The 15,301-nt window shown below is 42.9% G+C and carries 13 protein-coding genes; 4 read left to right on the top strand and 9 right to left on the bottom strand.

Annotated elements, in window-relative coordinates; translation table 11 throughout:
* Positions 1-66: 66 nt before the first annotated feature.
* From AC59IL_RS33995 to AC59IL_RS33985, 3 genes are all read right to left on the bottom strand, one after another.
* On the bottom strand, positions 67-243 hold the full coding sequence (locus tag AC59IL_RS33995) for a hypothetical protein (RefSeq protein ID WP_496556719.1): 177 nt from the start codon (positions 241-243) through the stop codon (positions 67-69).
* A gap of 92 nt (positions 244-335) precedes the next feature.
* Positions 336-692, bottom strand: a complete 357-nt coding sequence (locus AC59IL_RS33990) for a putative quinol monooxygenase (RefSeq protein WP_496556718.1) — start codon at positions 690-692, stop codon at positions 336-338.
* Positions 693-903: 211 nt separating this feature from the next.
* Positions 904-1,920, bottom strand: a complete 1,017-nt coding sequence (locus AC59IL_RS33985; RefSeq protein WP_496556717.1) for an aldo/keto reductase — start codon at positions 1,918-1,920, stop codon at positions 904-906.
* Between AC59IL_RS33985 and AC59IL_RS33980 the strand changes: the two genes are divergently transcribed.
* Complete coding sequence (locus AC59IL_RS33980; protein ID WP_496556716.1) at positions 1,886-2,134, top strand: helix-turn-helix domain-containing protein; 249 nt, start codon at positions 1,886-1,888, stop codon at positions 2,132-2,134. The two genes, AC59IL_RS33985 and AC59IL_RS33980, sit on opposite strands and share 35 nt — an antisense overlap.
* Positions 2,135-2,243: 109 nt before the next feature.
* Here the strand turns inward: AC59IL_RS33980 and AC59IL_RS33975 are convergent, their stop codons facing one another.
* Positions 2,244-4,118, bottom strand: a complete 1,875-nt coding sequence (locus AC59IL_RS33975) for a transketolase (protein ID WP_496556715.1) — start codon at positions 4,116-4,118, stop codon at positions 2,244-2,246.
* 221 nt (positions 4,119-4,339) lie between these two features.
* Here AC59IL_RS33975 and AC59IL_RS33970 point away from each other — a divergent pair, with 221 nt between their 5' ends.
* Entirely contained in the window at positions 4,340-5,056 is a 717-nt protein-coding gene (locus AC59IL_RS33970) for an endonuclease/exonuclease/phosphatase family protein (RefSeq protein ID WP_496556714.1), read from the top strand.
* 36 nt (positions 5,057-5,092) lie between these two features.
* Entirely contained in the window at positions 5,093-6,361 is a 1,269-nt protein-coding gene (locus AC59IL_RS33965) for a hypothetical protein (protein ID WP_496556713.1), read from the top strand.
* An 85-nt stretch (positions 6,362-6,446) separates the two neighbouring features.
* Here AC59IL_RS33965 and AC59IL_RS33960 read toward each other — a convergent pair whose 3' ends face one another.
* The 4 genes from AC59IL_RS33960 to AC59IL_RS33945 are packed head-to-tail and all read right to left on the bottom strand — an operon-like array spanning position 6,447 to position 11,448.
* Positions 6,447-7,817 (bottom strand): T9SS type A sorting domain-containing protein, encoded by a 1,371-nt coding sequence (locus AC59IL_RS33960; protein WP_496556712.1) that lies wholly within the window; start codon positions 7,815-7,817, stop codon positions 6,447-6,449.
* Between the two features lie 7 nt (positions 7,818-7,824).
* Entirely contained in the window at positions 7,825-8,553 is a 729-nt protein-coding gene (locus tag AC59IL_RS33955) for a hypothetical protein (RefSeq protein WP_496556711.1), read from the bottom strand.
* 38 nt (positions 8,554-8,591) lie between these two features.
* The gene (locus AC59IL_RS33950) at positions 8,592-9,314 is read right to left on the bottom strand and encodes a hypothetical protein (protein ID WP_496556710.1); all 723 of its coding nucleotides are present in this window, start codon (positions 9,312-9,314) and stop codon (positions 8,592-8,594) included.
* A gap of 40 nt (positions 9,315-9,354) precedes the next feature.
* Positions 9,355-11,448, bottom strand: coding sequence for a beta strand repeat-containing protein (locus AC59IL_RS33945; RefSeq protein ID WP_496556709.1), 2,094 nt, complete (start codon positions 11,446-11,448; stop codon positions 9,355-9,357).
* Between the two features lie 552 nt (positions 11,449-12,000).
* Between AC59IL_RS33945 and AC59IL_RS33940 the strand changes: the two genes are divergently transcribed.
* Complete coding sequence (locus tag AC59IL_RS33940) at positions 12,001-13,749, top strand: glycoside hydrolase family 28 protein (RefSeq protein ID WP_496556708.1); 1,749 nt, start codon at positions 12,001-12,003, stop codon at positions 13,747-13,749.
* A 107-nt stretch (positions 13,750-13,856) separates the two neighbouring features.
* Here AC59IL_RS33940 and AC59IL_RS33935 read toward each other — a convergent pair whose 3' ends face one another.
* Positions 13,857-15,260, bottom strand: coding sequence for a polysaccharide lyase 6 family protein (locus AC59IL_RS33935; RefSeq protein ID WP_496556707.1), 1,404 nt, complete (start codon positions 15,258-15,260; stop codon positions 13,857-13,859).
* Positions 15,261-15,301: the final 41 nt, after the last annotated feature.

The following is a 15,301-nucleotide window of genomic DNA, read 5'->3' as shown; positions in this document are numbered from 1 at the left end:
GGCCATATATTTAAGTTATCGATTAAGGACCAGCACAATAAGTATACCAGCTAATATTGACATTGATCAATTTTGTAACAGCACCATATTCACTCTTTGCCAGCGCCATGGACAGCCGGCACCTGCTTCGTACATGCACAGTACATACGCCGCTTCAATTCCATAGATATAGTTATGTAACTCCCTGGTTGAACGCCGCCAACTCCATGGATGCGCCCACGATACAGAATACTTAAAGCGCATTTTCTAAAAAGTAGAGTCATTCACCAATGACGTATATAAAACACAATTTATTTAGTGCGGTCATTCCCCCCAAATTCAATAACATGATCCTTTTATTTCCATAAATCAGGCTTTGCCCCGAATGCAATGGGATCAACATCAATCAATTCAAGCGACTTCACCATCCTGAGTGTACTGGTTTTATACTTTATAAAATGAGGCGTTTTCAAATGCAACTGATAGGCTTCCTTATTAGCATATATTTCCAATATTGTTACACGATTGGGATGCTTTTTTTCATACATAGCATACAATGTAAGCACGCCAGGCTCTGATTTTATGGCAGCTTTGGTGTGTTCTTCAATGGCTGCTTTGTATTGTTCTAAATAAGCGGAGTTTATTTCAATTTTTGCCAAACGAATTACCCAATCATTTTGCTGTGCAGAAACTGCATCAAATATTAAAAGCATAAGCATTGTAATAAAAAGAGTGACTACTAATTTGGGAGGTCTTTTTTGATACCCGCAGATGCCATTCATATTCGTTGAATTAATGATGAAATTTCATTACAGTTATTTTTTCCTGATTTTTATTGTTACTACAAGCTGGCATCAATACTACGACACCGATAAATAGTAGTGGTGGTATTGATTTTTTGATTGTATCCATGTTGTTACCCTCTTAATTCACAACCTGCTTTTGTTGATCGGCAGGATAACGGTCGCCAACTATTTTGATTTTTGAAATGGTATCTTCAAGTCCCTTCCATTCATCGGCTGTAATTACTACATCTGCCGCTGCCATGTTTTCATGTAAATGAGCAAGTTTGGTGGTACCCGGAATAGGAACGATCCATTCTTCTTTGGCAAGCAGCCAGGCTAATGCAACCTGCGCAGGCGTCAAACCTCGCAAATGACCAAAATCTATTAGTGCATCCACTAAACCTCTGTTTGCTTTTAAGGCTTCGGGTTCAAAACGGGGAAACCCAACACGATTATCATTACCTGCCAAAAACTTTGTTTGTTCATTCAGTATACCGGTCAGATAAGCACGGCCCAGCGGACTATATGGTACAAAACCAATCTTCAATTCTTCCAACGTCGGAAAAATTTTTTCCTCAGGCTCTCTCCACATTAATGAATATTCGCTCTGAACTGCCGTTACCGGTTGCACAGCATGAGCCTTACGGATGGTTGTGGCATTTACTTCACACAGCCCGAAGTGTTTCACTTTGCCTTCCCTGATAAGATCCTTTACAGTGCCCGCAACATCTTCAATAGGCACATTTGGGTCCATACGATGCTGATAAAATAAATCAATAATATCTCTTCTTAACCGTTTAAGAGATTGCTCAGCTGCTTTGCGAATTTGCTCCGGCCGGCTGTTTAACCCAACCGTTTTTCCATCCCTGATGTCAAAGCCAAACTTAGTGGTAACAGCTATTTTATTTTTAAACACCCCAAGCCCTTCGCCTGCCAATTCCTCGTTGATGTAAGGCCCATACACTTCAGCTGTATCAAACAGGGTAATACCCATATCCACCGCCTGGTGAAGTAAGTTGATCATTATCTTTCTATCCGGAACAGGCCCCCTGTGATAGTTCATTCCCATACAGCCCAACCCCAATGCAGAAACAATGAAGCTGTAATTGCCAGTCCCTAAAGTGCGGACTTTTGTTTTGTTTAAGTCGATACCCATATTTGAATTTTTTTATTCAAAAGAAACGGGAAAAACGGCTTTGGAATATATCCAATTGAAAGTGATGAACATCGCCCGGGAAAAAATATTGGACTCTAACAAGCTGGTGAGCGAAGTTGCCTTCGAATTAGGATTTAAATATCCGCAACATTTTACAAGGGCTTTTAAGAAATTAACGGGTTACACACCCAATGAGTATAGATTGTTGAATTAAGAGCAACCACAGCCCTCACGCCAGCGTGCAATCTGTATAGCGAGGCTGATTTATACAACAAATTCCCGCATCTGCTTTTATGTAAAAAATGGTGTATGGGTACATACAACTAATGAAGCGCCGGCGCACTTGCTCTGTAGTTTGATTTTACCATCTTTTTTACACTGCCCGCAATAGCTGCGGCATCAATACCGGCATCATGCAATAATTCCTGTTGTTTGCCCGATTGAGATATCTTTGTTACAGCCATCTTTTCTACATACACTCCTTCGGCGGAAATAGCTGAAGCGATAAAATCGCCCAACCCACCATGCTCAAAGTGATCTTCTACTGTAATTAGGCATTTGAGCCGGGTGGCGTTTAAGCATGTCAATAAAGTTTGCTTATCAACAGGATGTATCGAATAACAATCTACTACCCGGATGTTTATATTTTCCTGCTTCAACATGTCAGCAGCCTGCAAGGCTTCAAACACCGTAATGCCGGTAGCCGCAACGGTAAGCATGTCATCGTTTGATTGGCGGATTATTTTAGAACCACCAATAATAAATTCTTCGCCGGATTTATATAATAATTTTGTTTTCGGCCGAAGTGTGCGCATATAAACAAAGCCGGTATGTTCAACCATACGCGACACCAGGTTAGCGGTAGCAACGGCATCGCAGGGCTGCAATATAACAGTATCGGGCAGGGTTCCGAATAAAGCAATGTCTTCCAATGCCATCTGCGACGGGCCATCTTCTCCAATAGAAACGCCTACATGCGATCCTACAAATTTTATATTAGCTTCAGAAACCCTTGCCATCCTTATCTGGTCGGCAGCTCTCATAAAAAAAGCGCCGAAAGTAGCTATAACCGGTACTTTACCAAGTCTTGATAAACCGGCGCCTACAGATATCATGTTCTGTTCTGCTATAAAACATTCTACAAAGCGTTCAGGGGTAGCTTTTAAAACGTCTTCGGTAAAGGTAGAGTTCTTCACATCAGCGTCCAGCACATACATGCCCGGTGTATTTTGAGTAATCTGCGCCAATGCCTGTCCAAAAACTTCCCGGGTCGCATAAGTTTTGTTGTTATCAAAATTCAGTTTTACAGCCGTATTCATTTGTGATGAATTAGCTATACTGGTTTGCGCTGGTTTCCGCAGATCAAAACGTACGCTGTCATTAATAGTTCCCAATTCATCCAGCGCTTTTTTCAAATCTTCTTCTTTTAACGGCTTACCATGCCATCCATCTTTATTTTCCAGAAAAGAAATACCTTTTCCTTTTAAAGTCCTGGCAATAATGGCTACCGGTTGTTGTTCTGCATTGTTATGTGCCTGTTCAAAAGCCTGGTCTATTTCCTGGTAGTTATGACCATCAATTGTAAATACCCTGAAATTAAAAGCACGGAACCGGCGTTCATATTCATCTATATGGTGACCGAACATGGTTTCACCGCTTTGCGCCAGCCGGTTGATATCTAAAATAGCAATTAAATTACCCAACCGGTGATAAGAAGCAAAGTTGGCGGCCTCCCATATCTGACCTTCTGCCAGCTCTCCATCACCGCACAACACGTAGGTTGTATAGGGCAGCTTTTCTCTTTTAGCCACCAATGCCAACCCCGCCCCTACTGAAAGTCCTTGTCCAAGAGATCCCGTAGCAGCTTCTGCATATTTGAATTTTGGTACAGGATGTCCTTCAAATCGACTGTTGAATTGCCTTAATGTTTTTAATTCATTTAAATCATAGGCATTACACATACCAAACAAGGTATATAGCAAGGGGGCCGCATGGCCTTTGGAAAGCACAAACCTGTCGTTGTATATATTTAAAGGATTAGCAATATCATAAGTAAAATATTTATCAAATAGAACGGCAGTGATATCTGCTGCCGATAAACAGGATGTAGGATGGCCAGACCCTGCCGCAGTTGTTGAAGCAAGACACCATTTGCGAATCAGTTTCGCTTTTTCTTCCCAGGCATTTATATTTTTCATATTCAGATATTCAAATGATTGTAAAATCGGATGTGCAGATTGCAAAATGCACAATTGAAGTGCCATTACTTTTAAAAGAAAATGTGGCAATTCCTGGATGAATTGTAGAAATTATTAGCCAGGTTTGGGACTTCACAGCTCATGAATATCTTAAAAGAGGGGAATTAAGGTCGCATGAATTATTGCACTTTTTATTATATTCGAAGAAGACACCTGCAATCATGAAAATCATAACCTGGAATTGCAATATGGCTTTCAGAAGAAAAGCAGATTTCATTCTGACACAAAAGCCCGACATTTTAATCGTTCCGGAATGCGAACATCCGGAAAAATTAAAATTCAATTCCAACACTTCAAAACCAACCGACACCCTTTGGTTTGGAGCAAATTATAATAAAGGGCTTGGCGTTTTTTCATACAGCGATTTCAGATTTACGCTGCTTGATATTTATAATCCCGACCTTAAAACAATTATTCCATTAGCAGTAACGAACGGACAATACGATTTTACGCTGTATGCAATCTGGGCAAACAATCCTAACGATCCCGACGGGCAATACGTAGAGCAGGTTTGGAAAGCCATTCATCATTACGACAATAACCTGAGCAATAAACGAACCATTCTTATAGGTGACTTTAACAGTAATACAATCTGGGACAAAAAACACCGGGACGGCAATCATTCAAATGTTGTAAAGCGTTTGGAAGAAAAAGGCATTTACAGTACTTATCATTTGCATCATAAGCAAACTCAAGGAAAAGAACAACACCCAACGCTTTACATGTACCGGCATAGGGAGAAACCTTATCATATCGACTATTGTTTTGTATCGGCCGACATGGCAGACAAGATTCAGTCTGTTGAAATTGGCGACTATGATTACTGGATACAGTACAGCGATCATGTTCCTGTGATTGTAACTTTGAAACATAACTAACACACTGTACCTTATTCCTTACATTAAACCTGTTCCATGAAAGAAGCTATCCTAAACAAGGCAACATGGCCTGCTTCAAAAAAGCTGCTATCGCTTTTTCTTATCGTTTACCTGTTTCTGTATATGTTTCCCTTTCCATTTGACCACATTCCCGGGATTCGCTACCTCACAGGTGTATACAGTAAAATCATCAATGCGATTATACTTTGGGTTGGGCATCATATATTACAAATCCGTTCTCTGCAAACAAGTGACACAACAGGTAGTGGCGATACCGCATTTGAATTTGTGAGCATAGCCACCTTTTTGCTAATCGCGATATTGACCTCCCCCATTATTTTTGCCCTTACCAAAAATCAAAAGAACTATACCCGATGCTATCGCATCCTGATCATCTACGCCCGTTATTATCTTGGTTTGTACCTGATCAGCTATGGTTTGTCAAAATTATTCGATGGCCAGTTCAGTTATCCCGGTTTAACGAAGCTGGAAGAAACGTATGGCAACTCATCTCCCATGGGCTTGCTCTGGACATTTATGGGTTATTCCAAAACCTATGCGATATTTACGGGGGTTGTTGAAACTGTTGCCGGGTTATTACTGTTTTATAGAAAAACCATCACTGCAGGTTGCCTGCTTTCCATTATTGCTATGACGAATGTGGTAATACTCAATTTTTGCTATGACATTCCTGTTAAACTTTTCAGTACCCATCTGCTCGCGATTGCCTTTATTATCCTGTGGCCTGATATCAAAACCTTGTACAATATTATTATCCGGCACGAGCCACAGGTACTTTCAATCCCCACACTGATTTTGCCAAAACGATGGATGCGTATAACACGCATCATTGTGAAAAGCTTTATAATTTTAGTGATTCCCACACTTACTGTTATAAAAGAGGATCTGGCTTCTGTGAATGATCCATATGCAGATAGATATGCCACTATAAATGGTGTATATACGACAAATCTTTTCGTGGCAAATAAAGACACGCTCCAAATTACTGACAACAGTAAAAGATGGAATAAAATGATACTGGAAGACGATTATGTACAGATAACCGTCGGGCACGACAGTTTGGTGTACTTTGGTTTGTCGGCAGATACCACCAATAAAAATATACAAATGGCAGATCCCGACGATTCATCTCTACAATATTCTTTATCGTACAGCGTGTTACCTGCAAATCAGTTTAGTATCCGGGGTAAATTTCAATCCGACAGCATTTTTGCCATTTTTAAAAGAAAGCAAAAGAAAGATTACCCCCTTGTAAAAAGTAAATTTCATTTAATATCCGACTAACCTTAGATGCGCCGGAACCCAACCGGGCGCAATCCGCAGTTGTTATATTCTACTGACTGTAACAATTGCAGAGCTTATTTTCATCTTACTCAGCCTTTATAACAGTAACCACTTTTCTGTTTTGGCCATTCCATTGGCCCACGAGATGATATACACCATGCGCCTTATTGGCCAGATTCACCTGCAACTGATTGCTGCCCGGTTGCAGATTTTTGTTGAGCACATCTATCAGGGCGCCTTTATCGTCGTACACTTTCAGCACAAAAGCAGTGGGTTGCGAAACGGAAATATTCACATAAACAAACCGGGTAAAGGGATTAGGCCAAACGCGGTAGCTGTCTGTTGCACCACAATCGTTACGTATAATACCGGTATAGTATACCTGATTATTGAAATCATGTTCTGCCACCCGGTACATTACACCACCGGCGGGCGGGTTGGCATCGGTGAAAGCATATTGCTGTTCTGTGTTGCTGTTGCCGGCTGCGGAAATGGTACCAATCACCTGCCAATGCACACCATCCGCGCTGCTTTCCACATCAAACCGCTGTGTATTTTGTTCCTGTGCTGTAACCCACCGAATGGCAGACGTATTGTTTTTACATTGTACAGTAAACAGGGTGAAGATAACCGGCAGTGGATTGTTTACAGAAGATAATGTCCACCGCGAAAAATCGGTAATAGCATCCCGGTCAACATAATTCGAGGTGGTATTTCGCCCCGAAAATCCCTGACTGGCCCAATGTACATTATCGGCGCTTTTCCATACAATCAGGTTGCCTTCGGCAAGACCATTCAGCTCCTCATCAAAATAATTAAACCGAAGCGTGGCATTTAAAGCCACATCATTGGTGGGTGTAATATCATAGTACCGGTAAATGCTGTTGCCCAGGGCATTGGCATTCTGTTGCGAAGTATGCCCGCGTTTTATTACAGTACTGCCCATATTTTGTGTTGTTGTAATAATAGCACCGAGGTTGCCGGGATTAATACCAATAGGCGCATTCAGGGTAGTGGTAATAGCAACATAACCTCCTGAAGTACCGGTAATGCGGCTGCTACCGCTTTCATTTACCAGCGTGGCAGCGGGAGAAAGCGTGATCACCTTACTATTCAGATCAATAAGGCCCGAAGTAAAAGTGATCGACTGATTAACACTGCAGTTCTGCTGCAGGTACAATGTAGCTGTTCCGCTCTTGGCTATTTCCACTATATTGAAAGCAGGCGTTACCAGGCCCTGCACATAATTGTTGCTGCTGCCGGCAAACTTTACGGTGCCGGCCGTGTGCAACAGGTTACCGTTGTTCATTAGGTCAACATCACTTAACACGGTGTATACACTGCCGCTATGATTCCAGTATACGCCGTTGCTTATCTGCAACTGACCAAGGGCGCTGTTATTATACAGTATCATCCCTGCCACAATAAGTGCCGGGTAAAAGAGTATTTTTTTCATACAAGTATTAGTTGCATTCGTAACTTAATTGATAAGTCGTTGTAGTGTTGCCCGATACGGTTGTTATACCGGTTATTTTTTGGTCGGTATCAAATGTATAGGTTACGATCAGGGCCCCGTTAACAGCCTGCTGTCCTTTTATAAGATGTGCATTTTTTGCAAATACCACTCCGTATTGCACCCATTGCGACAAGTACCAGATATCGCCCTGCATGAAATTCCTTTGAGTATCATAGGTGAAGGTAATTTGTGTATTAGCGAAAGTCTCTGCTGCGATATCGCCATTGGCATATGTATAAGTGGTTACAATCGGATTGCCGCCGTTGCTTTGCATGCCAGATTGCGTTAGTTGCCCTTTGCTATCGCGTGCAAATGAATTAATATTTACAGCATTTCCGGAATTATGTGTTATAATAACCGATACCAGACCATTGTTATCCAGGAACACCGAGTCGGTAGATTTACTGATTCCGCCGAGCGTAACGGCTACTATCAGATTTTGACCGTACGTAAATTGCCGGGTATACGAATTGCTGTTATTGCTACTGTCGGAATACTGTATAACCAACAACTTTCCTTCGCTGTTATAGGTAAAAGCATAGACGTCTGAAAAGTTGCTACCCCTAACATGTAAATTCGACAACCGGCAGCTGGCTGTAGCTGAGCTATGGCTTTTACGGCACGATAGCGAGGTAATGGCTACAACAATTGCCGGCAATAAAAACATTCTATTCATAATAAATTATTTTCAATAAAATGATAATCATGCAACAATTATAAAGCGAGGTTGCCTACATAATAAGTGAGGTTCACCATAAAATCTTTTCCAGCCTGCGTCATAGCGCTTACGTCGTTATAATAGCCAAAATATCCATAGCTGCTTTTTTCAAAGGTTACGGAATAATACGCACTATAACTGGCCGATGATTGCGCAATGAGTTGCACGTTGGGATAACCTACGTAAGGTGATTTATAAAATGCCTCAACTGTAGCAGACTGGTTATAGAGCGACAATTGCATATTGGCCGGAATAGCAATTTTCTTAGGGCTTTTATAAACATTACTGCTTGTGTCGAGCACAACAAAACCTGTTGATGAAAAACCGGCGCAGCTTCCCCAGTTTACTCCAAGGTTTAAATTTTCAGCGAGGTGAGCGCCACCTTCGCCTATCAATAAAATTGGCTTGCCCGCACTTTTTATGGCGTTCATCATTACGCCGGTAAACTGATCAGCATTGGTAGCAGCATTGCTTCCAACAACCAATAAATCGAATTTCGTAAAATCGGTGCTGCCCACCTGCGCACTATCGAACAAAGTAACACTACAGTTATTGGCCTGCAACAGGGTTTGATAGGCAACTCCTTCTGTATTGCTTCTTTTATATAGAAATGCTATTTTATTTTTGTATGCAGGGCTATCGCCATTCGATGATTTTTTACATCCGCATAACACCGCGAACAACAATAAAAATCCAATTAACACTTTAAGGGTTCCCATGAAAAAAGTTTGTTTAATGAGTATTTGATAATATGATGCTTTATTTTATTTTTTGCTTCAGCGCCTCTACTTCTTTTTGTAATGTTTCAATAATGGCCTGCTGTTCCTGTATAGCTTTTACGAGCGGCACTACAAAATCGCCATAGCGCAATGCGTAGGTTTGTGTGGAAGGATCGGTGGGTTTATCTACCCCGCTGAAGTGATAGTTCAGTTCATTGGCTGCTTTTTCAACATCCTGCGCCAGAAAACCGGTATATACCATGCTGCTGTTAGCAGTGCCAATGGCTTTTCGCGCGCCACGCGCATTGAAGGTATTGATGGCATCAACATCAAGTGTATACGTAACCGGTTTAAGTTTATTGATAAATGCAAGGCCCGGCACATTTTCCTGTATATTCCGTTTAAACCGGCCATCGCTGAAGTTGCTCCAGCCGGCATAGCCGCCAATAGAAGTAACCGACGAATTACCGATTACCACTTTGTTACTGGCGTTTACCGTTGCATTATAGCCAATAGCGGTTGCATTGGTTAATGCGCTGCTGCTTACATCGGCGCTGAAGCCAATGGCGGTATTATTGGTGCCGGTAGTGTTGGTCGATAAGGCATCGGCGCCTAAAGCAGTGTTTTGCGAACCGGTGGTGTTGCTGCCGATTGCATTATTGCCCACACCGGTATTAATAAAACCTGTAGTATTATTATCGAGCGCTTTATCGCCTGCGGCAAAGTTAGAGTAGCCGGTGGTGTTAGCGTATAATGCCAGGTAACCAAAGGCCGAATTATAGTTGCCGGTATTGCTCGCCAGACTATTATAACCAAAAGCGGCCAGTTCAACTCCTGTAACAGAACTGTTTAGAGCACCAAACCCAACAGCCGTATTGTTGTTTGCTGTTGTATTTTGCGATAGCGCATACATGCCAACAGCCACATTGCTGATTCCCGTAGTATTCGATTCCAATGTACCATATCCCAGGCCGCAATTTTGTGAGCCTGTAGTATTATTCCAAAGTGCATATGCACCCAGGGCGGCATTACTGCCTCCGTCGGTATTTCCGGCAAGGGAAGAGTAACCAGCGGCGGTATTATAATTACCCGTGGAATTATTATACAATGAACTATTGCCAATAGCCGTATTATCATTACCGGTAGTATTGTACGTTAGCGCCCTAAATCCATTCGCTGTATTTTCATAGCCGGTGGTGTTGGCATACAATGATTTATAACCCATAGAGGTATTATTGAATCCGCTGGTATTCATGTACATAGCTTTCGACCCAATGGCTATATTGAAGTTCTGCTGGTTGTTGTACAGCGCAGAATCGCCCACCGCTACATTATTATAGTTGATTTGATTGCTGTATAAAGCCTGGGAGCCAATAGCTACATTACTAAAGCCTGCAGTATTGTTGTACAAAGCATAATATCCTGTAGCCACATTACTACTGCCTGTAGTATTGTTATACATTACCATGCTGCCCGTTGCAGTATTTTCGCGGCCGGTAGTATTCGAAAAAATACCATCGAAGCCCACTGCCACATTATCATACGAAGTAACAGGCGTGTACAAAGCCGACAAGCCGATGGCAATATTGCGGGAACCATCTTTATTTCGGCCCAGCGACCAGTTACCCATTGCTACGTTTTCGATACCTGTGGTGTTGGCAATGCCCGAATACACGCCCAAACTCGTATTACCCAAACCAGCGGGATCTATTTTACCAGCCCACAAATTGTTCACACGAAATAGCAGTGGATTATTGTCTGTTGTGCCAATAAATTGTTTGGCAGCATTGGTGTTGGCATTACCTCCCAGTACCCAGGCGCCTTTGGCAGTGGTATCTACTGCCGATAACTGCACCCACCGCGCGCCGGTGTAATAATAAAACCCGCTGTCGACATCTGTTTGATATATCAATAATCCTGTGGCAGGATTGCTGATGGCCGTTACCTGTGTATTGGTCATGCGGGGAACCAAAACTCCTTTTGAAGTAGAACTTACATCCAGCATGGCCGACGCATGAGGCGTAGCGCCTGTTGTATTAATACTTACACCTTGCTGTGCAATGGCATTCGTTGCAGTAAACAGGAAAATTAATACATAAATTAAGGTTAGGGGTGTACAATTCAGGCGTGTCATGGGGTTTTGTTTACTAATTCTTTGTTTCAATCAATAATGTGAATCCGGAAAATCAGGTTAATCACATCAAGGAAATCGGATAAATCATTTGAAATATGAAATCACGTAATCAGGTTAATCAATACAAGGAAATCGGATGAATGATGTTAACCGGGGTCAAAACTACTCGTCCCCCCAATGTCCATCAAGGCATCCTGCGCAACAGGTGGCTTTTGTTGTATATCTGGCCGCTCCTGCTAAACAGAAAGCAGGAACAGTATTATAACCCGGTGTTTTGCCGGTTATTGATGCCACCGCACCAGTTACACAACACCTGCCGCACACTACATAATCAGAACAATTGTTGTGTAGCTCATCAACCTCGGATATGTAAAAAATTTATCCGCAGCAACGGAGTCGGGTGGTGAAGCAAAATGGCGACATCATTGTTGTGTCATGAAAGAAAAAAGGATGAGCATTTAATATTGATCACCAGTTAAACGTTGCCAATATTGCTTACTCAAAAGCCATTTTCATTACATTACACAATGTGTGTTTATCTAAAATTTGTGTATGCAACCAATAAACTTTACCAATCACTCTGCAACCGGTGAGGCTGATTCGCAACAACCCGCCCCCCTCTCGCGCCGTCAGTGGTTCGAACGCATGACCATTCCGGCATTGGCAGTGGCAGGCGCCGCACTACCTGGCATAAGCGCTCATGCATCACCTGCTTCGGGTAACAATAAAAACGACAATCTTTTGGGCGCGCGCGTTTATAACGTGCGCGACTTTGGCGCAAAAGGCGACGGCAAAACATTGGATACTGCAGCTATTCAAACAGCTATTGATGCCTGTAATAAAGACAATGGCGGAACCGTGCTGGTACCCGCCGGTGATTTTATATGCGGTACTGTTGAGCTGAAGTCGAATGTTACCCTGCACCTCGCAACAAAAGGGCGCTTATTGGGCAGCACACGCCGTGAAGATTATTCTGCCGGAAAAGGCGTGCCGCAAAGCAACGGTAATATTGTTTTTGTATATGCAGCCAATGCTGAAAATATCATCATCGAGGGAAGAGGTTCAATCGATGGCAACGGACTGGCCTTTTATAACGGCAAAGGCGATAACACAGGCCCCGGACAACGCGGCGTTGGTGGTAATTTTGATCGCCCGCATTTGATTGTATTTTACCAATGCACCAATTTTCTGGTGAGGGATGTATTTCTCACTAACAGCGCCTACCATTGTTTTCGCATTCTTAAATGCAAACAGGTATACCTGAATGGTATAAGAATTTATAACCGGGTTAATAAAAATAACGACGGATTTCATTTTAACGATACGCAATACGTGCACATCACCAATTGCGATGTGCAGTGTCAGGACGATGCCTGCGCCCTGTTCGGCAGCAATCAGTTTGTTACCGTTACCAATTGCAGCTTCAGCACGCGCTGGAGCATATTCAGGTTCGGTGGCGGCGAAGCGCAGAATATTGTAGTATCGAATTGTTTGATTTATGACACCTATGGCTGTCCTGTTAAGATTAGCTCTGGAAAAGCAAGAATTGAAAACCTGAGTTTCTCCAATATCATCATGCGCAATGTAACCGGGCCCATTGGCATTGCATTTACCGGCGCAGGCAATTCGTCCAATAACAATGCAAATGCCGATGCCGATGCAACACCTTCATTTGTACGCAATATTTCTTTTAACGGTATCCGAGCCACTGTAGTTGAGAAACCGGTCAATCATCCTGATATTCATTTTGGCGTAAATGTGTTCGACGGAGAATTGAATTCCTGCATTACGCTGAATGGCGTTGGCAATGCCTTTCTCGAAAACATCAGCTTTACCGATGTGCATGTTACCTATGCCGGTGGCGGCACTAAAGAACAGGCTGCAAAAAGAGACGTACCACAGGTGGCCGCCGAATATTTTGGTGTTTGGGGAACGGCCCCTTTCGGTCCGCCGGCTTACGGATTGTATGCACGCAATGTTAAAAACCTTACCATGCATAATGTTCGCTTCGAATATGAAAAAGCCGATGCTCGTCCGGCAGTGATCTTCGACAATGTGCAGGATGCTTCTGTAACCGGTTTAAGCGCCAAAGGAAATACTGAAGGAGAGTTAATCAGGATCGTCAATTCGAAAGATGTATTGATCGCCTCTTCACGCGTGCTTACGCAGGCTGCAGCCTTCCTTCAGCTCGAAGGCGAAGGATGCGAAGGCATTACTGTAAATGGCGGCGATATACGAAAAGCAACGAAACCCCTGGTATTTGAAAAGGGAGCGAGTAAGAATGCAGTGGTGTTGTCGTGATGGTGAATGGTGAATGGTCAATGGTCAATAGAGAAACCGTTTTACAAGTTTTCGGAGACTTCGAATAAGGGCTCCTTTATTCACCATTGACCATTGACTATTGACTATCATTTCTTTTCAGCAGCCTCGGCCCCTACCTCGGTAACTTTTAATATATGCGCTGTAACAGGCGCTTTCGACACTTCATCGGCGCCGGCATCAAGTGGCGATTTTCTTGGCTGACCGTCCATATCGGTGGTAACGGTTGCATATTGACCCGTTGCTGCATCGATGGCTGCACTTCCTTTTACTAAATGTGCGGCATTCGATGCATCAGGTGCGACTTTCGGATCAACTGTTTTATAAGTTCCTGCAGGCATATCACCGGCGCTCGCAGTATTAAAAATGATATTCCCTTCCCACACCGGATTAGTATAAGGCCCCGAAATGGTAACGGCCGCGCCGCCTCCTATAATTACATTATTGGCAACGGTAACAGCAGTGGCCCCCAGCCCATCTTTCCTGGCCCCCATTGAAATATTCACCTTGTTATTATAAAGCGTGTTAAAAGCAATCAGCACGCGATCGGGCCGGTCGTGGCAGGTTAATGCCGATCCGGTTGCTACTTCACCATCGCCATTGCCAATGGTGATCGCCGGATCGCAATTTTCGAAATAGTTACTATGTATAATATGATCATCGCCGAATATGCGCAGTCCTGGCGTATTGCTGAAATAGTTGCCATACACCTGGCAAAAATTGCCGTGCCGCAGCGTGAACTGCGCAGGACAATTACGCACCGTATTATAACGCAATGTAACCGCAGATGCCTTTACCGAAATAAGTTCATTTTCGCCGGCGCAATCTTCGAACAAATTATACTCTACAATACTGTTGCTCTTCGACATGCTAAAACCGCTTAATCCAAACTGAAATGCTTCTGCCCCGTTCTTTCCGCCCTGGCTTGGGAAATGAGCGAAATAATTATGGTGTATCCATAATCTTTCAGCGATCTGGCTGCCAGATCCCCTGATAGCCAGAAAACGACCCATTGTATTCTTATTGTGAAAAGTATTGTAATCGATCTGGTGATCGTTTCCTGCAATGGTAAGATCTTCACCCTCCCCTTCGTTGGCAAACACATTGTGCGTAAACCGGCAAAAGCTGGTGCCGGAACCTGTTTTGGTTTTGTTGGCGGCATGTGTAAATGTAAAACCGCGAATAATTATGTAAGCGGCCGGACTAACAATGCTAAATCCACCCGATCCTTTTATTTCTACTTCACCGGCTTTTTGTGCTGTAATGGTAATGGGCTTTGCTGCAGTGCCGGTACGGTCGATTGTTATATCGGCCGTTGTTGTATAAACACCATTAGCAACCTGAATAACATCGCCGGGCGCCGCCTTATTAATGGCATTTTGCAGGTCGGCAACAGACGAAACAACAATGGTAGCGGCAGCAACGTTTTGCGCAAATACAACAGGTAATAGTAGTACAGATATTACTGTTGTAAGGATGTTGAACAGTTTCATGAATCAACAGTTTTTGTAAAGTATTTTATAGGGAAATATAA

This window comes from Niastella sp. sgz303648 (assembly GCF_059587045.1).
This window is presented reverse-complemented; position numbering and strand designations above follow the sequence as displayed.